This is a genomic window from Tardiphaga sp. 619_E2_N8_4 (assembly GCF_051810905.1).
In the GTDB taxonomy this organism is placed as follows: Bacteria; Pseudomonadota; Alphaproteobacteria; order Rhizobiales; family Xanthobacteraceae; genus Tardiphaga; species Tardiphaga robiniae.
The window spans coordinates 827,034-845,545 of the sequence record NZ_JBPWQJ010000001.1; the positions used below are offsets into that span (position 1 = coordinate 827,034).

The window sequence follows — 18,512 nt, forward strand, 5'->3', positions numbered from 1 at the left end:
GTCATCAAAGCATCTCGAGAAATCGCATCGACTGCGGTGAGTGATGCAAAGAATTCTTACGCACACAACGACAACACCTGCAGCGATACGACATCACTCAGCAATCGAAGACTGATGCTGGCAGCTTTGCAGCGATGGATCCGGCAGTGGGCAACGTCACACCTTCACTGGGAAATTCTTGCCGAATCGCAATTTGAAAATAGCGGACTGCGTCGTCGGAAAAAGAAAAAACGCTTGCATGCGGCGCTCATCTGCGGCGCATCGCGATCTTTTTTGTTTCAGAACATTGATCGCGTGCATCCAATGTGCACGCGCAATGAAGATACACACAGTAGAAACAAATCGCACCGACCTGAAACATATAGAAGCATATTGTGCCGACGCATCGCAGAGATATCCGCCTGACGACGTCAGCTCGTTCGTATCAGTCAAAGCATTCAAACGAACGAGACAGCGGCGATGAACGACAGCTTGGACGATATCCTCCGGCAGCATGCGCGCCCGCCGCGACTGGGCGCGCTTCAACTTGCACGCTTGCGTCAGGTAACGAGCCGGTGCCATGGCATTGTCGACTGGGATGGCGTCAGTGCCGTATCTCAGCCTGGCGCTGCGGTCATTGTGTTCGAAGCGACGCACGCTGTGCGCGTTCAGGCGCTGATCGAATCCCTGCACGAGAATGCAATCGTCATTTTGCTCGTTGGCGAGAGCCCAGCCTTCGACGGCCTGAAGTCGAAATTACACGCACACGGGTCACTCGGCGCCGAGGGCGCGGATGCGCCGCATCAGGTGTGGTGGGGCGGCGTCAAGCCGCTCACAGTGCCGACCGGATTATATCGAAAGCAGGATACGCTTTTCATCTCGTCATTCGAGAGTTCAGACATTCAGGGCGAGGATGCCGGCCTTGCTGCAGATCTGAAGCGGTTGGGCCTCGATCACGTCGTAACGCAGATATCACCGAACTGCAGCAAGGCCCGGCAAGGCACGTCGAAAGTCGATTTCATCATCGAGCAGTGGAGCCAGGCATGCCGCCCGGTGTTCTGGATCGACGCTCAGGCGCGGCTCGCCAATCTTCCACTGCTCCCGCAGGCGCTGGGCTGTGACTTCGCAGTCAACCGTCGCCCGAATGGGGTGATGAATACTGGCGCGCTGTTCTTCCATCAGACCGAGCGCGCCGAAGCGCTGCTCGACATCTGGCGGCGCCTCACCTGCAGCCACCCCAATCTGCCGGAGTCCTTCCTGCTGGATCAGGCATGGGCGCTCACAAATGCGCAGCGGGAAATCGAAACCGTCTGGCTGCCGGACACCTACTGGCGAAAAGATGATGTGAAGCCGCGCATCGACAGCACGATCCTCGCTCATGCCTGTAACAATGATGATCATCCATTGGAAAAATTCGCTGAACAAATGCAGTTGGGGCGCAGGTTCGGACGCCATCAGGCTCCGGAAGCTCACCTCGTCATGAAAGGCGCCGCCGGCGGCCACGGGCTAATCACAGTCGTGATCAGGGACATCCTTGCAGGCAGCACGACGGACATCGCCGAGTCGGTGGAAGCAGCAGCAGCAGCGTTTGCCGCCGACGATGGCGGATTTTCGCAGATGGAGATTGTGCTCTGCGGCTGGGACGACGAAGTCAGGTCCGTTCTCCAGATCGAGGACTATGCGTGGACACTGATGACCGACGTATCGGAACGTCTGCGGCCGAACTGCTTCAGCTCGCTCAAGCGCCGACGCGCCAGGCACGATTTACATGCGCTGGAATACACGTCAGAGGATGAGACAGAGGGCAAGATTGCTTCTGCCATTCAGTTGGTCGATCCGTCACTCGGCGCCAAGCTGAAGCGAAGTGGCACGGCCGACCACATCTTTATTCGGAAACCTGCCTAGGCGCGTCCTATCGTTACAGAGGTCCCCAGCGTAAATTAGGCCGGCTCGACCTTGAACAGACAATGATCGTGAGCGCCTTCAGCCTCGCAATAGACCTCCTGCGCCCGCAACCTGACCTCACGACCGGCACTTGCGGCAACATATTCGAGCGAGCCCTCAAGCCAGGACGCAAACATGTAACACACCTTGCGACCACTGTTGCGGCGCTCGCCATCAACCATTGCCGAATTTCGCAAGCGCACTGTCGCCGTCCCTGCTTCCGGCGACACGTCGAGCACATCAAATTGGCCCCATCCGCGCTGCGTGATGCGGCGCATATAGTGACGGAACACATCGACGCCGGACATGCCGTGGAATTCGGCTTCCTTCTCGCACCAGTAATAGGCCGAGCGATGGCCGGCCGGCCGCAGAATGCGCTCCAGCTCCGCAGCTCCCACCGCCGCCTCGATGGCGAAGTGGTTGTTCATATAGAAATGCTGCGGCACCAGAATCATATTGGTCGCGTCGACCGACCAACGCCCGGTCTGGTCATCGACATTGATGTCAACCTGCGGCTTCCCCATCTCAAGCCCCCCAGACGGACTTCAGGAGATTGACCCAATTCTTGCCAATGACGGCCTCGATGCGTGAGGCTTTCCAGCCGCGCTTTTCCATGGCGGCGGTAAGATTCGGCCATTCGCCGATGGTCTTGATGCCTTCGGGATTGATGACGTCGCCGAAATTGGTGAGGCGGCGGCCATATCCCTTGTCATGGGTGATCCAGTCGAAGAATTCCTGGCCATAGCCCTGCGTGAAGTCGGTGCCGATACCGACGCTGTTTTCGCCGCAGATATCGATGACGTATTCTATTGCCTCGACATAATCGTCCACAGTCGATGCCGGACCGCGCTTCAGGAAAGGCGGGAACATGGTGACGCCCACAAAGCCACCGTGATCGACGATGAAGCGCAGCTGCTCGTCGGACTTGTTGCGCGGATGCTCCTTCAAACCGGCTGGCAGGCAGTGCGAATAGGCAACGGGCTGCTTGGAGGCGAGGATGACGTCTTCGCTGGTCTTCGATCCGACATGCGACAGGTCGCAGAGAATGCCGAGGCGGTTCATCTCGGCGACGACCTCGCGGCCGAAGTCGGACAGGCCACCGTCCTTGGACTCGTAGCAGCCGGTGCCGACCAGGTTCTGCGTGTTATAGGCCATCTGGATGATGCCGACGCCGAGCTCCTTGAACAGACCGAGATAGCCGATCTGGTCTTCAATACCGGTGACGTTCTGCCAGCCCAGAATGATGCCAGTCTTGCCTTCCTCTTTGGCCTTCAGGATGTCAGCGGTCGTGTAGACCTGCTTGAGGATGTCGTCGTTGTCTGCGAACCAGCGCTTCCACTTGACCACGTTGCGCATGGTGGCCTCGAAGCCTTCCCAGACGCAGCAGGTGCAGTTGGCGGCGGTCAATCCACCCTTGCGCATGTCCTCGAAGACCGGACGCCCGAAATCCGAGATGATCAATCCATCGACGACGATGGCGTTTTCATGAATGGTTGAGGACATGACGTTTCCTTTCAGATGATAGTCTGACTTTTCGTTATGATGCGGCAGCCATATCAGCTAGCGCGACGTTCTTTCTGATCAGTGCGCTCCACCGAAGTAGGCGCTTTGGACTTCCTCGTTCTTTGCCAGCATCTCGGAGTCGCCCTGGACGATGATCTTGCCTTGCGACAGCACATAGCCGTAATGGGCGATGGCGAGGGTCTGGTTGACGTTCTGCTCGACCAGGAGGACGGTCACACCGGTTTCGTTGAGCCGGCGGACGATGTTGAAGTTCTCCTGCACGAACAGTGGAGACAGACCCAGCGATGGCTCGTCGATGATCAGAAGCTTGGGATCCGTCATCATCCCGCGGCCGATCGACACCATCGCCTGCTCGCCGCCGGACATGGTGCCGGCAAGCTGCTTGGCGCGCTCTTTCAGGCGCGGAAACACCTCATACACCTTGCCGAGGCGCGCTTTGACCGTCTTCTCCGCATTGACGAGATAGGCGCCGACCCGAAGATTTTCTTCGACGGTCATCTTCGCGAAGATCCGGCGCCCTTCGGGAATGCACGCAATCCCGAGACCGACGATCTCATGGGTCGCCATCTGATCGAGCATCTTGCCTTCGAAAGCGATGGAGCCGGCACGCGGCGGCGTCAACCGCAGAATTGAGCGGATCAGCGTCGACTTGCCGGCACCATTGGAACCGAGAATACAGGTGATCTTGCCCGGCTGCACGTCGATCGAAATGCCGGACAGCACGTCGGCCCGGTCATAGGCAGTGAAAATGTTCTCGACTGTGAGATGGCCGCTCATGCTTGCCCCAGATAGGCTTCGCGAACCACAGGATCGGCCGCGACGTCACGGAATTTGCCTTCGCAGATCTTCTTGCCGTAGTTCAGCACGACGCAGCGATCGGTGACACGTTCGATCAAGCCCATTTCGTGCTCAACAATGATGATCGTAAGCCCGCCGAGCGATTTGCGGATGCCGAGAATTTCATCCACCACCTGATCCGTCTCGTCATGGGTCATGCCGGCAGACGGTTCATCGAGCAGCACAAGCTTTGGCTTGCCGATCAATGCGCGGCAGATCTCAACCCTGCGCCGATCGATCATGCCGAGCGAGATCGCCGGATCGAACAGTTTGTCCGGCAGCGCAGGATTGAAGACGCGCAGCAGCTCGCGAGCTTCTTCCGCGATCTTCTGCGTTTCCGCGGCGAATGATTTCCGCTGCACGATATTGTGCCAAAGGCCATTATTCAGCGTTCGCTGCGCACCCAGTGCAATATTGTCGAACACCGACAGCGACAGGCACAAGCGTGATCGCTGGAACGTACGCGACAGGCCATAGGACGAGATGTTGTGAGCCTTCTCGCGGGTGATGTCGATGTCACCCAGCAAGATCTTGCCTGCACTTGCGGAATAGACGCCGCTGATCACATTGAGGAACGTGGTCTTACCGGAGCCGTTCGGCCCGATCAGTCCGAGCACTTCGCCATTGCGGACGTCAATGTTCAACTCATTAAGTGCGAACAGGCCGCCGAAACGGACCGTCAAGCCGCGGCTCTCGAGCAGCACGTCGTTGGACAAGCTCGTCATGCGCTTGCCTCTGTATGCAGTTTCCGGACCCGGCGCGCCACGAGGCCGTCCGGACGCATGGTCAGAATCGCGATGACCAGGACGGCGTAGAAGATGAGCCGGTATTCCTGGATGAACTGGAGCTTTTCGGGCAGCAGGACGACGATCAGCGCCGCCGGCAGCACACCCCAGCGATTGCCAATGCCGCCCAGGATCACGATGGACACCATCACCAGCGAGTCGCCGAATGTGAAATTCGCCGGCGCGATGAACCCCGTCATTTTCGCATAGACGGCCCCCATCAGGCCGGCCAAAAAGTTGCCGATCGTGAATGCCAGCACTTTCCAGTAAGCTATCTTTAGTCCGAAAACGGACGCTGCGGTCTCATCGAGGCGCACCACATCGAACCAGACACCGACCCATGAGCGGTCCAGCAGTCCGACAAAGATCATCGCCAGCGCCGTCAGAATACCGGTCAGGATCACGTAGTTCACATAGGACGACAGCACGAGGCCGAAGATATGGATGTCATTGGTGAAGTCCCAGCCGAACAGATTGATACCGGGTAGCTTCAGGCCCTGCGGACCGCCAAAGAAGTCATTCGCATCGAGAAAGACATTAAACATCACGCCGAACGCCATGGTCGTCAGCGCACCGTAATGTCCGCGGGTGCGCAGCACCGGGAGGATGAGCAGCGAGCCGATGAAGACCGCGACCAAGCCGCCGCAGACCAAAACCAGCGCATCTGGCAGACCGCCCTGCCGTCCTAGCATCGCTGCGGTATATCCGCCGGTGCCGGCGAAAGCTGCGGCTGCAAAGTTGGTCAGGCCAGCATAGCCCATCTGCACAGTGAGGCCGAGGCAGATCGTCGCGTAGATCAGCACCGTTGCCAGCATCAGCAGGCCGAAATTGTCGTCGCGCAGCACGAAGATGACAGCGAGCGAGGCCACCGTTATCAGGCCACGCAGCAGCCAGGGATTTTCCGAAGCGGCGACTTCCGTCGCGGCGACGCCTCCGAACCGAGCGGCGCAGAAGCAGACCGCAGCCGTGATCGCCAATGCGGCGCCCAGCAATTTCTGGTTTTCGATCAGGACCAGCGCCGTGAGCGCCACTGCAGCGAAGGCCACAGCAACAAACAGCGGCCACACCGGCACCCGTACAAGCGTCCGAGAGGTCGGCGTCATACCCGCTCGCTCCCGCGTTCGGCGAGAAGCCCGGTCGGTCGCCAGGTGATGAGGACGATGATCAGCACGAAAGCGAACACGTTCTTGTAGTCGCTCATCGACGGCATCGCGGCAACGACGAAAGTCTGCAGCCCTGCGAACAGATAGCCGCCGATGATCGCGCCCCAGATGTTACCGAGACCGCCCACGATCGCAGCCGTGAAGCCGATCACGGCCAGCAGCAGGCCCATGCTGTAATTGATCTCGCTGTAATACAGCGCATAGATCATACCGGCAAAGCCGGCGGTAATAGAGCCCAATGCAAAGGTCAGCGGGATGATGCGACCGAAATTGATCCCCATCACACGAGCCGTTTCGGTGTCTTCGGCCACTGCCCGCATCGCGAGGCCGAATTTGGAGTGGTTGATGATCCAGTAAACGGCGCCGATCGAGGCGGCGCCGGCGATAATCAGAATAATAGCGTCGGTGCGGAAGAACGACGGACCGATATTGAAGCCTCCGGCCGGCAGCAGTTCCGGAAAGCGTTGCGGATTGGTGCCGTTCGGAAAGAACAGCCGGATGGCTTCGCGGATGGCCGTACCGACCATCATCGTCATCAGCAGCATGTTGAGCGGCGGCGCATTGCGCAGCGGCATGATGAGGAAATGCGAAATGCCGGCGGCGACCACCGCGGTCAGTGCCATTGCCACGCACAGCGCGACAATGAACTGCAGCGGCACCGACAGTCCCAGCGCGTTCGCCGCCCAGACAGCGACCAGGCCTCCGAAGGCGCCGAGCGTGAGCACGTCCCCGTGCGAGAACTTGATCACGTTCATGACGCCGAAGAAGATGGTGAACCCCATGGCAACGAGGCCATAGATCGTTCCTTGCATCAAGCCGTTCAGCAGGTGTTGACCGATCATACCCATGGGATGTCCCGACGATCCGCGCCTACGGCAGGTTCTTGAGTTTGCGCTTGCCGGACACGTATTCGCTTTCTTCCCAGACCACCCACTTGCCGTCCTGGACGACATAACTCGTGGTCAGCGGCGTGATGTTCTGGCCATGGTCGTCGAAGGTGATCGGACCGACGATGGACGGACGGTCCTTCACATCGCCAAGGTCGGCGGTGACCTTGGCGCGATCCGGCCCGACCTTCTCGATGGTCTCCATGACCAGACGGGTGGCGACATAGGCGAACGGTCCGTAAGCTTCCGGCGGTTCGGAATAGCCGGCAGCCTTGTAGGCATCCGAGAACATCTTGCCGCCCGGCATCTTGGACAGCGGCGGGCTGTCGAAGAAGGTCAGCGTGCCTTCGGCGAGCTCCGGACCAGCGGCGTTGACGAAGGCGTCGCCCATGATCCCGGAATTGCCCTCCAACTGCGCGTTGATGCCGAACTTGGCCATCTGCGTGCGGAGGCGCGCGCCGAGCGGCGTCAGGCCACCAAAATAGATGACCTCCGGATTGAGCTCCTTGATCTTAGTCAGCTCGGCCGACAGATCCTGCTGATCCGGCGGGACCGAGAAGCTGCCCAGGATTTCATTACCGTTCTCGAGCGTGAACTGGGTGAAGTACTTGTTCATCGACTTGCCGTAGTCGGTGGAGTCGGCGAAGGACACGAACTTCTTGTAGCCGCGCGCCTTCATGAACTGCGCGCCGATGCGGTTCTGGCCGATCAGGATGCCGCTGACGCGGTGCACTTCCGGATATTTCTTGGCATAGGTAATTTCGGGCAGCACTGCCGCCCACACGACCATCGGTATCTTGAAGCGATTGAAGATATCGACGGTGGCAATCGCGGTAGCGGAACAGTAATGCGGGATCGCGGCAATGATCGAACGATCGGAGGCGATCTTGGTGACGACCTGCACGCCCACGTTGGGCTTGCATTCGTCGTCAAGCACGACGAGCTCGTACTCATATTTGGTGTTGGGCTCGGCATTCATCAGCTTCACGGCCAGTTCGGCCGAGTTGCGTCCGCCAATACCGTGAGGCGAAATAGCGCCGGTCAGCGGACCAACGAAGGCGATCTTCACCTTGTCCTTGGCGAAGGCCGCGCTGAAGCTACCAAAGGCCAGTGGCAACACACTCGCAACGGCCAATGCGGCCAAACCACGCTTGCTAATCGTCCCCATCGCTGATCCTTCCAGGTTGATCCAGCCTGCAACGCTAGTGGTCCGCGAATGCGGCAGATAGGATGCACGCGCGCTGTTGCTTGTAGAATTGCGTCATAACTACCGAATATCGACTGCCTGTTCTTGGTTCGCGCGCCGACTGCTCGTCGGACTATTTTGCGTAGCAAACACAATGATTTCCGCTGCGCTGCAAAATTCATCGCGAAGATCAAATCTTGGCCTGTCGATGCTTTTCAAACGAGCATTCGTCGTCGCATTGCGGGCGCTAGAACACCACCGTTCTGCGTCCATTCAAAAGGACACGACGCTCGAGATGAAGCCGCACGGCGCGCGCCAGCACTCGCGACTCGATGTCGCGCCCAACGGCGACGAGATCGTCCGAGGACGACGCATGCGTCACCCGTTCGGTCTCCTGTTCGATGATCGGGCCCTCGTCGAGATCCGGCGTCGCGTAATGCGCGGTAGCGCCGATGATCTTGACGCCCCTGTCGTGGGCCTGGTGATAGGGCCGCGCGCCCTTGAAGCTCGGCAGGAAGGAGTGGTGGATGTTGATGACATGACCATAGAGCTTGCTCGACAGGTCGTCCGACAGGATCTGCATGTAACGTGCAAGAATGACCAGATCGGCGCCTTCCTTCAGATACAGCTCATAGAGTTGCCGCTCCTGCTCCGGCTTGGTCTCGTTGCTGACGGGCCAGTGGTAATACGGGATCCCCGCCTTCTCGGCGATCGCTTCGCAGTCGCGGTGGTTTGACACGATCGCGACGACCTCGGCTTTCAGCCAGCCTACTTTAACCTGATAAAGCAGCTGCTCGAGACAATGGTCCGACTTGGAGACCATGATGATCAGCCGGGGACGCGACGCTGCATCGACCAGAACAGCGTTCATCTCGAATCGAGACAACACCGGATTGAGCACAGATTCCAGTATCTTTCGACTGACCGCGTCCGGCGTCTCGAAAGCAATGCGCATGAACAGGCGGTTGGTTGTCCGGTCCCAGAACTGCGCGCTTTCCAGGATGTTGCTGTCGACATCGGAAATCGCCGTCGCAACGGTCGACACGATGCGCGGGCGATCCTGGCAATAGAAGGTCAGTATCCAGTTCTTCGTCGTCATCTTGCTTGTCTCAGTGGTGGGATCGATCGCGTGGCTGCGATCGCGATGGGGTGAAACATGTTGGTGTGACTGCCGCGCAGCGGGATCCGCGGACGCCTGCATCACGCGGTCCGACGATGCCTGTCGGCGCGGTATCGCGTCAGCCTTATGCCGACGTCTTCGAAGATCGCCGTGATTGGCGCCTGCGGCTTGTGGGCGGTGATGCGCACAGCGGTGGCTGCCGCGGCCCGCTCCAACAGCACATGGCGCGACGCCAGAAATGCCTCAGTCGCGGTGGCGACGACCGGCGCATAGTCGATCGTCTGTCCTGTATCGTCCGAACTGGCTGCATCGGAAAGATCGACCTGCTGATCGATATCGATCACGAAGCGCTGCCTCAGTTGCGCCTGGTGATCCAGCAAGCCGTGGCGCGCGTGAACATTCAGCCCTTGGATGAATATCCCGCCCGCCTGCCCCTCTCCGAAACGCTCCATCAAGCGGCCTGATCAGGACCGATAGATCGGGAACGACGCAACCAGCTCGGCGACGCGGCCACGTGCCTTTGCCTCGACCTCCGGTGCTCCCTGGTCCGGCGCGCCGGAATTCGCATCCAGGACGGCGGCAATGAGCTTGCCGACTTCTTCGAATTCACCGACGCCAAAGCCGCGCGATGTCGCCGCCGGCGAGCCGAGCCGGATGCCCGACGTGATGGTCGGCTTCTCCGGATCGAACGGGATACCGTTCTTGTTGCAGGTGATGTTCGCCCGCCCGAGTGCCGCCTCGGCGAGCTTGCCATTCAGGTTCTTCGGCCGGACATCGACCAGCATCAGATGATTGTCGGTGCCGCCGGTGACGATCGGATAGCCGCCCTTTGAGAGCGTGTCCGCCAGCGTGCGCGCATTGGCGACGACGTCGGCCGCATATTGACGGAACGATGGTTGCAGCGCTTCGCCGAACGACACGGCCTTGGCGGCGATGACATGCATCAGCGGGCCGCCCTGCAATCCCGGGAAGATCGCCGAATTGATCTTCTTGGCGATGTCCTCGTCATTGATCAGGATCAGTCCGCCGCGCGGGCCGCGTAGCGTCTTGTGGGTGGTCGAGGTCACCACATGCGCATGCGGGAACGGCGACGGATGAGCGCCGCCGGCGACGAGACCAGCGAAATGCGCCATATCGACGAACAGATAGGCTCCGACCGCATCCGCGATGCGGCGGAACGCAGCAAAATCCCAGAACCGCGAATAGGCCGAGCCGCCGGCGACGATCACCTTCGGCTTGTGCTCCACTGCCAGTTTCTCGAGCTGCTCCATGTCGATGGTGCAGTCGTCGCGACGAACGCCATAGCTGGCGACGTTGAACCACTTGCCCGACATGTTCGGCTTGGCGCCATGGGTGAGATGGCCGCCTGCCGCAAGATCGAGGCCCATGAAGGTGTCGCCGGGCTTCATCAGCGCCATGAACACCGCTTGGTTGGCCTGGCTCCCGGAATTCGGCTGCACATTGGCATAGCCGCAGCCGAACAACGTCTTGGCGCGCTCGATCGCCACCTCCTCGACTTCGTCGGCGAAGCGACAGCCGCCATAGTAGCGCCGGCCGGGATAGCCTTCGGCATATTTGTTGGTCAGCACCGAGCCCTGCGCCTGCAGCACTGCACGCGATACGATGTTCTCGGACGCGATCAGTTCGATCTCGTCACGCTGCCTGCCGAGTTCTCCGGCAAGCGACGACGAGATGGTTGGGTCTGCTTGGGCGAGATCGGCTGTGAAGAATGCCTCGCGTTCGGCTTGGGTCATGGTCTTCCCTCAACATTCTGCCAGATTGACAGCGAGACCTCCCAGCGAGGTCTCCTTGTATTTCGATTGCATGTCGCGCCCGGTCTCGCGCATCGTCGCGATCACCTTGTCGAGCGGCACCACATGGGTGCCGTCGCCCTGCAGCGCGAGCGACGCCGCATTGATCGCCTTCACGGCACCAAAGGCGTTGCGCTCGATACATGGCACCTGCACCAGCCCGCCGATCGGATCGCAGGTCATGCCGAGGTGATGCTCCATGCCGATCTCGGCAGCGTTCTCGATCTGCTCATTGGTGCCGCCGAGCACGGCCGCAAGTCCCGCCGCCGCCATCGAACAGGCCGAGCCAACCTCGCCCTGGCAGCCGACCTCCGCGCCAGAAATCGACGCATTCATTTTGAACAGCGCGCCGATAGCCGCGGCAGTCAGCAGGAACACGCGCATGTTTTCCGGTGACGCCTCGCGGCAATGGTCGCGGAAATAGCGAAGCGTGGCCGGGATGATGCCGGCCGCGCCGTTGGTCGGTGCCGTCACGACCTTGCTGCCGGCCGCATTCTCCTCGTTGACCGCGATTGCATACAGGCTGACCCAATCCATCACCTCATGCTGGGCGCGGCTGTTCGAGCTTGCAGCGGCGAGAAGGCGCCGATGCAGTGAGGGCGCGCGGCGCTTGACGTTTAGGCCGCCCGGCAGCTGCCCCTCTTTGGTCATGCCGCGATCGATGCAGTCCATCATCACCTGGATAATGCGATCGAGCCGCTGCTCGATCTCGTCCGCCGGGAGCGACGACATCTCGTTGGCCATGACAATCTGCGCAATCGACAGACCGGTTTTCGCACCGATCTCGAGCAACTGCTTGCCCGACCTGAAAGGATGCGGGACGGGAACGTCCTCGACAATGCCGACGACGCCGACCTGCGCTTCCGGAACGACAAAGCCGCCGCCGACGGAGCACCAGCGTTCACCGTGAAGGACATGACCAGCCGCATCAAAGGCGGAGAGCGCCAGCGTATTCGGATGGTTTGGCGGCTCGGTCACACCGTCGAAGATGATGTCATTGGCGAAGTCGAACGGGACATTGCGCCGCTCGGCCACCCGCAGCGTGCCCGCCGCGCGGGCGCCATCGACCAGCGTCTCCGCCTCTTCCGGATCGATCGTTTCGGGAAACTTGCCGGCAAGACCGAGAACGACCGCCTTGTCGGTGCCATGACCGCGACCGGTCCAGGCCAGCGAGCCGAACAGCTCGACCTTCACGCGCGCGAGATCCTTCAACAGACCGCGCTCCGCAAGCTGGCCGGCAAACAGCGCCGCGGCCTTCATCGGTCCCATCGTATGCGATGACGACGGCCCGATGCCTATCTTGAAGAGATCGAACGTTCCAATCATCGCGCGGTCTCCAGGGCGCAGCCGGGCTGCTAGGACAGGCTTCGCGCTTCGTCGAGGAATTGCCAGACATAGGGCGCAAACGAACGCCATACATCCACGTGGAACACGTGCTCTTCAGAACGTGACAGCAGAAGTGATGCCTTGCCCAGCACCGTGCGCGTGCACATCCCGACCGGGAACGCCTTGAGGGACAGATCCAGCGGGCAGCCATGGTTGAGCACCAGCGCCGCCGTTGGACCTGCAACCGCGATGCCATCCGAACGATGGCTGACATCCACCAGCGAGCAGGCCTGCTCCTGCAGCGCTGCCGACATCCCGCCAAATACCTCGATCGGATTCTCGTTCACCGCCTGTAACAGCCATTCGTCCGGCCCCAACCAATAGACCGACCGGCCGCCGACAGCCGCGAAGCGGCAGGCCTCAAGGCTCGGTTTGACGCCAAAATGCGCCCCGGCAGCTTCGATCGCCTCGGTCTTGCCGCGAAATACCAACTTCGCCGCATCGGGAAGAATCGAGAGCGTCGTCGCGAACGCAGCAGTGGTGCCGGATGACTGCATTGGGGACAACGCGTTCGAACGCATGATCGCAGGACTAAGCATTCAAACGTTCCCCCTTCGGATCGAACAATATCGAGTCGACGACTTTCGCCTTGATCACGCCATCCGGCATCGGGATCGAGAGCTCCTCACCCATCCGCGAGCGACCGCCGCGAACGAGTGCCAGCGCGATCGAACGGTTCAGCGTCGCGCTCCAGTAGGAGGAGGTGACATGTCCAATCATCGGCACCGGGATCGGATGGGTCGGATCGAGCACGATCTGGGCGCCCTCTTCGAGAACCACCTTGGGGTCCGTCGTCAGCAACCCGACCAGTTGCTTGCGATCTTCCCTGACCAGCGCCGGCCGCGACAGCGAGCGCTTGCCGACGAAATCCCGTTTTGCCTTGCCGACAGCCCAGCCGAGGCCGGCGTCATCGGGCGTCACCGTGCCGTCGGTTTCCTGACCGACAATGATGTAGCCCTTCTCCGCGCGCAGCACATGCATGGTCTCGGTGCCGTAGGGCGTGATCCCGCAGGGCTTGCCCGCCGCGAAAATCGCTTCCCAGACGGCCCGGCCATAGCCGGCGGGAACGTTGACCTCGAAGCCCAGTTCGCCGGTGAACGACACGCGGAACAGCCGCGTCGGCACGCCGCAGATACGTCCTTCGCGGACGCTCATATGCGGCATGGCATCGGCCGACAGATCGATGCCCTCGACCAGCGGCTCCAGCACCTTGCGCGCATTCGGTCCCTGCAAGGCAATGACCGACCACTGCTCGGTGGTCGAGGTGAGCCACACTTCGAGATCCGGCCATTCGGTCTGGAGGTAGTCCTCCATCATGGACAGCACGCGGGCCGCGCCGCCGGTCGTCGTGGTAACGTGGAAACGATCCGTCGCCATGCGGCCGACGACGCCGTCATCCATGATGAAGCCGTCTTCGCGCAGCATCACGCCATAGCGCAGCCGACCGGGCTCCAGCTTGGTCCATGCATTGGTGTACATGCGATTCATGAATTCGGCAGCGTCCTTGCCGACGATCTCAATCTTGCCAAGCGTTGAGGCATCGAAGATGCCGACCGACTCGCGCGTCGCCTTGCATTCGCGCGCGACGGCGGCATGCATGTCCTCGCCCACCTGCGGGAAATACCAGGCGCGCTTCCAGACACCGACATCCTCGAACTGTGCGCCCTGCGCTTCAGCCCATGGATGAATGCTGGTCTTGCGTACGGGATCGAACAGATCACCACGCGATTGGCCGGCAAAGGATCCGAAAGTCGTCGGCGTATAAGGCGGCCGGAACGTGGTCAGGCCGACCTTCGGCACAGCGACGTCGATCTGCTTCGAGACGACGCCGAGGGCGTTCATGTTGGACAGCTTGCCCTGGTCGGTGGCCATGCCGGTGGTCGTATAGCGCTTGACGTGCTCGATCGATCGGAACCCTTCGCGGGTCGCGAGCCGGACATCCTTGGCCGTCACGTCGTTCTGGAAATCGACCCAGGCCCGCTTTTCCGCCTGATGATCGGTCATCACGGAGCCGATGAACGCATCGGCACCCACCGACTGCGCGGAGACCGCATAGCTGCGCTCGCCGTGCGGGGGGAAGCCGGCCTTGGCCGCAGCGTCCCGACCACCCTTGGCGCCGCTTTCGATGACGCTTTCGAGCGCGAACAGTCCCTTGCACGCCCCGACCGACCGCTCACGCTCGACAGACTCGCCAGGCACATAGGCCCGCAGCTCTTCGCTGTAGCTGAGCTTGCCGCGGCTCTGCGAGAACAGATGCACCGACGGCGTGAACCCGCCGGACATCAGGATAAGATCGCAAGCCACCGTCTCGGCATCGCCGCCTTGCGCGTTGGAGATCTGCGCCGACTTTACCCGCAGCCAGCCCGACGTGCCGCGAACGATGCTGTCGGAGCGAACCTTGATGCCTTCGGCGCGTGCCTTGTCGACCCAATGGCCCGACGCGCTCTTGCGCAGATCCACGATCACCTGGATCCTGGCGCCGGCTGCCTTGAGGTCCAGAGCCGCGCGATAGGCGCTGTCGCAGGCGGTGAACACGACCACCTGCTTGCCCGGCACCACGCCATACCGATTCACATAGGTCCGGGCAGCATCGGCCAGCATGATGCCCGGCCGGTCATTGTCGGTGAAGACGAGCGGCCGCTCGATTGCGCCAGCCGCCAGCACGACTTCCTTTGCCCTGACCTGCCAGAGCCGCTCACGCGGCTGGTTCGTCGCGGGATTGCTGAGATGATCGGTGACGCGCTCGTTGAGACCGACAAAATTGTGCGGGTACCAGCCAAACGCCGTCGTACGCGACATCAGCTTCACATTGGGGCGCTTACGCAATTCATCGAGCGCCGCGCGCGTCCATTCGGCGGCCTGCATGCCGTCGATCGATGCCGAACGATCGGACAGCAGCGAGCCGCCCATCTCTGCCTGCTCGTCGCACAGGATCACCGTGGCATCGCTGTTGCTGGCTTCGAGCGCTGCGGCAAGACCCGCAGGTCCGGCGCCGACGATCAGCACGTCGCAATGCGCAAACACCTGCGTATAGCGATCGGCATCCGGCTCGGCTGGCGCTTTGCCGAGACCCGCCATCCGCCGGATTACCGGCTCATAGAGCTTCTTCCAGGCCGTGCGGGGCCACATGAAGGTCTTGTAGTAGAAGCCCGCCGGCAGGAAGGCCGAGAAATATTCGTTGAGAAAGCCGGCATCAGTCTCGAGCGACGGCCAGCGATTCTGGCTTTCGGCCACCAGCCCATCATAGATCTCGACCTGGGTCGCGAGCAGGTTCGGCGTATAGCGCGACTGGGTCGCACCGACACCGACCAGCGCATTCGGCTCTTCTGAGCCCGCCGAGACGAAGCCGCGCGGCCGGTGATACTTGAACGAACGGCCGACCAGATGCACGCCATTGGCGATCAACGCGGAGGCCAGCGTGTCCCCGGCAAGACCCTGATACGACTTTCCGTCGAACGTGAAATGAACTGCGTTGCGACTTTCAGCGCCGTCGCCGCACCGCACGCGATACGTATCCCTCATGGCTTGGCACCCTGATGTTCGGCTTCGGGGCGCTCGCCCATGCGATAGGTGCGCTTGATGACGTCCGTGCTCGTGTCGCGGCTGGCATTGAAGAAACGGCCACAGCCATTGGCGTGCCGCCAACGCTCGTGATGCAACCCCTTGGTGTTGTCACGCATATAGAGATAGGCGGCCCACTCGTCGTCAGTGAGGCTCATCGGGTCGGCCGGGCGGGCGATATGCGCCTGCCCGCCATTGGCGAATTCGGCCTCCGGGCGCGGCCCGCAATAGGGGCAATTGATCAAGAGCATCTCGTTTTCCCCGCTATCAATGCGCCACGGCGGCCGCAGCCGCTTCGTCGATCACGGCGCCATCGCGGAATCGCTCGATGGTGAACGGCGCGTTGATCTTGTTCGGCTCATCCTTGGCGATCGTGCTAGCGAACACCTCGCCCGATCCCGGTGTCGCCTTGAAGCCGCCGGTGCCCCAGCCGCAATTGACGTACAGCCCGGATACCGGCGTCTTCGCCACGATCGGCGAGCGATCCGGCGTGACGTCGACAATGCCGCCCCAGTTGCGCAGCATGCGCAAGCGCCGGAACGCCGGCACCAGTTCGCAGATCGCATCCAGCGTATGATTGACGATGTGCAGGCCGCCACGCTGCGTATAGGACGTGTAGACATCCGTTCCCGCCCCGATCACCATCTCGCCTTTGTCCGACTGCGAGATATAGGCGTGGATCGTGTTCGACATCACCACGCAGGGGAAGATCGGCTTGACCGGCTCGCTGACCAGCGCCTGCAGCGGGAAGCTTTCTAGCGGCAGACGCACGCCGGCCATGTTCATCACCGTGCTGGTATTGCCGGCCGCGACGACGCCGATGCGCTTCGCATTGATGCTGCCGCGCGTTGTATCGACGCCCACCACCTCGCCGGTCGGCGCGCGGCGGATGCCAGTGACTTCGCAATTCTCGATGATATCCACGCCGAGCGTGTCGGCAGCGCGGGCATAGCCCCAGGCCACAGCGTCGTGGCGCGCCGTGCCGCCGCGGCGCTGCAGCGCGCCGCCGAGGATCGGATAGCGCATGGACCCACCGACGTTCAGCGGCGGACAGAATTCTTTGCATTCCTCCGGCGACAGCCATTCATTGTCGATGCCGTTGAGACGGTTGGCATGAACGTGTCGCTTGAAGCTCTGCACATCGTGAATGTTGTGCGCCAGCATCAAGACGCCGCGTGGTGAATACATCACATTGTAGTTCAGTTCCTGCGACAGCCCTTCCCACAGTTTGAGGGCGTGCTCGTAGATCCCGGCGCTTTCGTCGAACAGATAGTTCGAGCGAATGATCGTGGTGTTCCGGCCGGTATTGCCGCCGCCGATCCAGCCCTTTTCGAGAACGGCAACGTTTTTGACGCCGTAGCGGCTGGCGAGATAGTAGGCCGTCGCAAGCCCGTGGCCACCACCACCGACGATGATGACGTCATAGCCCGGCTTCGGTTCAGGCGAACGCCACTGTCGCTGCCAGCCGGCATGACCGGTCAGCCCTGCCCGTAGTAATGAAAGCGCTGAAAATTTCTGCATGGCTGTCCACGTTGTGATTGGATGGAGCCTACAACTCGCTGCCGCTTCGCGGCCAGCATCAGCCCGCCAATCATGTTGGATCAGAGCGACATCGGAACGCCGCAGGTTTGCAAAGCCCCGACACGAAACACGTAGATTTGCGACAAGCCGCCCGGCTTCGCTCGCCAGGGTCTCGAATTCGCGACGTATCCATGCGACACGGATCGCTGCCATGTAGACAGGACGGCATGCCCCGGGCGCACGCAGTCCCGCCCTCGACGATCAAGGACACGCAGGATGAGCATCGAACGCAGTGACGAGATTCTTCAGTATCTCAAAGACAAGTCGATCGTGGTGGAGACGTTCGAACACCCGCCCGTGCATACGGTGGAAGAGTCGCGTGCGCTACGCGGCGACATTCCCGGCATTCACACCAAGAACCTGTTCCTCCGCGACGGCAAGAAACGGTTCTTCCTGTTCGTCACCGACGAAGCCGCGACCGTTCACCTGAAGTCGCTGGCAAAGACGATCGGCGTCAAGGGCGGGCTGTCATTTGGAAGCGCGGAAGCCCTGAAGGAACTGCTTGGGATCGAACCGGGATCGGTCTCGATTCTGGCGCTCTACAACGATGCCAATCAGGCGGTCACTCCCGTCATTGATGCGCGCTTACGATCGGCGGAGCGCATCAATTGCCACCCCATAGTCAACAGCCGCACGACATCGCTGTCGGTCGGCGCACTCGACGCATTTCTCGCTGCGATCGGCCGCGAAGCGCAGTTCGCGACGCCAGAAGAGCCGCCGTCCGCCGGCTGACCCTCCTGCGCCGAAC

17 protein-coding genes are annotated in these 18,512 nt (G+C 61.2%); 2 read left to right on the forward strand and 15 right to left on the reverse strand.

Features of this window, described 5'->3' with window-relative positions; all coding sequences use genetic code 11:
* Positions 1–459 precede the first annotated feature (459 nt).
* Complete coding sequence (locus AB8A23_RS03860; RefSeq protein WP_439060376.1) at positions 460–1,884, forward strand: hypothetical protein; 1,425 nt, start codon at positions 460–462, stop codon at positions 1,882–1,884.
* A gap of 35 nt (positions 1,885–1,919) precedes the next feature.
* On the opposite strand, the gene AB8A23_RS03865 is transcribed toward AB8A23_RS03860, so the two are convergent.
* From AB8A23_RS03865 to AB8A23_RS03935, 15 genes are all read right to left on the reverse strand, one after another.
* Positions 1,920–2,447 (reverse strand): DUF5943 domain-containing protein, encoded by a 528-nt coding sequence (locus AB8A23_RS03865; protein ID WP_320446282.1) that lies wholly within the window; start codon positions 2,445–2,447, stop codon positions 1,920–1,922.
* 1 nt (position 2,448) lies between these two features.
* Positions 2,449–3,426, reverse strand: a complete 978-nt coding sequence (locus tag AB8A23_RS03870; RefSeq protein WP_175369502.1) for a dipeptidase — start codon at positions 3,424–3,426, stop codon at positions 2,449–2,451.
* A gap of 78 nt (positions 3,427–3,504) precedes the next feature.
* Positions 3,505–4,224: an ABC transporter ATP-binding protein gene (locus AB8A23_RS03875; RefSeq protein ID WP_439060375.1), complete on the reverse strand. Its 720-nt coding sequence runs from the start codon at positions 4,222–4,224 to the stop codon at positions 3,505–3,507.
* Positions 4,221–5,009: an ABC transporter ATP-binding protein gene (locus AB8A23_RS03880; RefSeq protein WP_231078498.1), complete on the reverse strand. Its 789-nt coding sequence runs from the start codon at positions 5,007–5,009 to the stop codon at positions 4,221–4,223. The genes AB8A23_RS03875 and AB8A23_RS03880 overlap by 4 nt, the downstream gene beginning before the upstream one ends.
* Positions 5,006–6,172 carry a branched-chain amino acid ABC transporter permease gene (locus AB8A23_RS03885; RefSeq protein ID WP_439060374.1) on the reverse strand — a complete coding sequence of 389 codons (1,167 nt, stop codon included), beginning with the start codon at positions 6,170–6,172 and terminating at the stop codon, positions 5,006–5,008. The genes AB8A23_RS03880 and AB8A23_RS03885 overlap by 4 nt, the downstream gene beginning before the upstream one ends.
* Positions 6,169–7,080, reverse strand: a complete 912-nt coding sequence (locus AB8A23_RS03890; protein WP_439060373.1) for a branched-chain amino acid ABC transporter permease — start codon at positions 7,078–7,080, stop codon at positions 6,169–6,171. Before AB8A23_RS03890 ends, AB8A23_RS03885 begins: the two co-directional genes overlap by 4 nt.
* A gap of 22 nt (positions 7,081–7,102) precedes the next feature.
* Positions 7,103–8,287: a branched-chain amino acid ABC transporter substrate-binding protein gene (locus tag AB8A23_RS03895; protein ID WP_439060372.1), complete on the reverse strand. Its 1,185-nt coding sequence runs from the start codon at positions 8,285–8,287 to the stop codon at positions 7,103–7,105.
* 265 nt (positions 8,288–8,552) lie between these two features.
* Positions 8,553–9,404, reverse strand: coding sequence for a formyltetrahydrofolate deformylase (purU, locus tag AB8A23_RS03900; RefSeq protein WP_439060371.1), 852 nt, complete (start codon positions 9,402–9,404; stop codon positions 8,553–8,555).
* A gap of 101 nt (positions 9,405–9,505) precedes the next feature.
* Complete coding sequence (locus AB8A23_RS03905; RefSeq protein WP_439060370.1) at positions 9,506–9,877, reverse strand: dihydroneopterin aldolase; 372 nt, start codon at positions 9,875–9,877, stop codon at positions 9,506–9,508.
* A gap of 12 nt (positions 9,878–9,889) precedes the next feature.
* On the reverse strand, positions 9,890–11,179 hold the full coding sequence (gene glyA / locus AB8A23_RS03910; protein ID WP_439060369.1) for a serine hydroxymethyltransferase: 1,290 nt from the start codon (positions 11,177–11,179) through the stop codon (positions 9,890–9,892).
* Positions 11,180–11,188: 9 nt separating this feature from the next.
* The gene (locus AB8A23_RS03915) at positions 11,189–12,562 is read right to left on the reverse strand and encodes an L-serine ammonia-lyase (protein ID WP_439060368.1); all 1,374 of its coding nucleotides are present in this window, start codon (positions 12,560–12,562) and stop codon (positions 11,189–11,191) included.
* Between the two features lie 29 nt (positions 12,563–12,591).
* A complete protein-coding gene (locus AB8A23_RS03920; protein WP_439066013.1) occupies positions 12,592–13,143 on the reverse strand; it encodes a sarcosine oxidase subunit gamma in 552 nt (183 codons plus the stop codon).
* Between the two features lie 10 nt (positions 13,144–13,153).
* Positions 13,154–16,144 carry a sarcosine oxidase subunit alpha gene (locus AB8A23_RS03925; protein ID WP_439060366.1) on the reverse strand — a complete coding sequence of 997 codons (2,991 nt, stop codon included), beginning with the start codon at positions 16,142–16,144 and terminating at the stop codon, positions 13,154–13,156.
* Entirely contained in the window at positions 16,141–16,434 is a 294-nt protein-coding gene (locus tag AB8A23_RS03930; RefSeq protein ID WP_439060365.1) for a sarcosine oxidase subunit delta, read from the reverse strand. Before AB8A23_RS03930 ends, AB8A23_RS03925 begins: the two co-directional genes overlap by 4 nt.
* Before the next feature lie 16 nt (positions 16,435–16,450).
* Complete coding sequence (locus AB8A23_RS03935) at positions 16,451–17,704, reverse strand: sarcosine oxidase subunit beta family protein (RefSeq protein WP_439060364.1); 1,254 nt, start codon at positions 17,702–17,704, stop codon at positions 16,451–16,453.
* Positions 17,705–17,980: 276 nt separating this feature from the next.
* Here AB8A23_RS03935 and AB8A23_RS03940 point away from each other — a divergent pair, with 276 nt between their 5' ends.
* A complete protein-coding gene (locus tag AB8A23_RS03940; RefSeq protein WP_439060363.1) occupies positions 17,981–18,496 on the forward strand; it encodes a prolyl-tRNA synthetase associated domain-containing protein in 516 nt (171 codons plus the stop codon).
* Positions 18,497–18,512 lie beyond the last annotated feature (16 nt).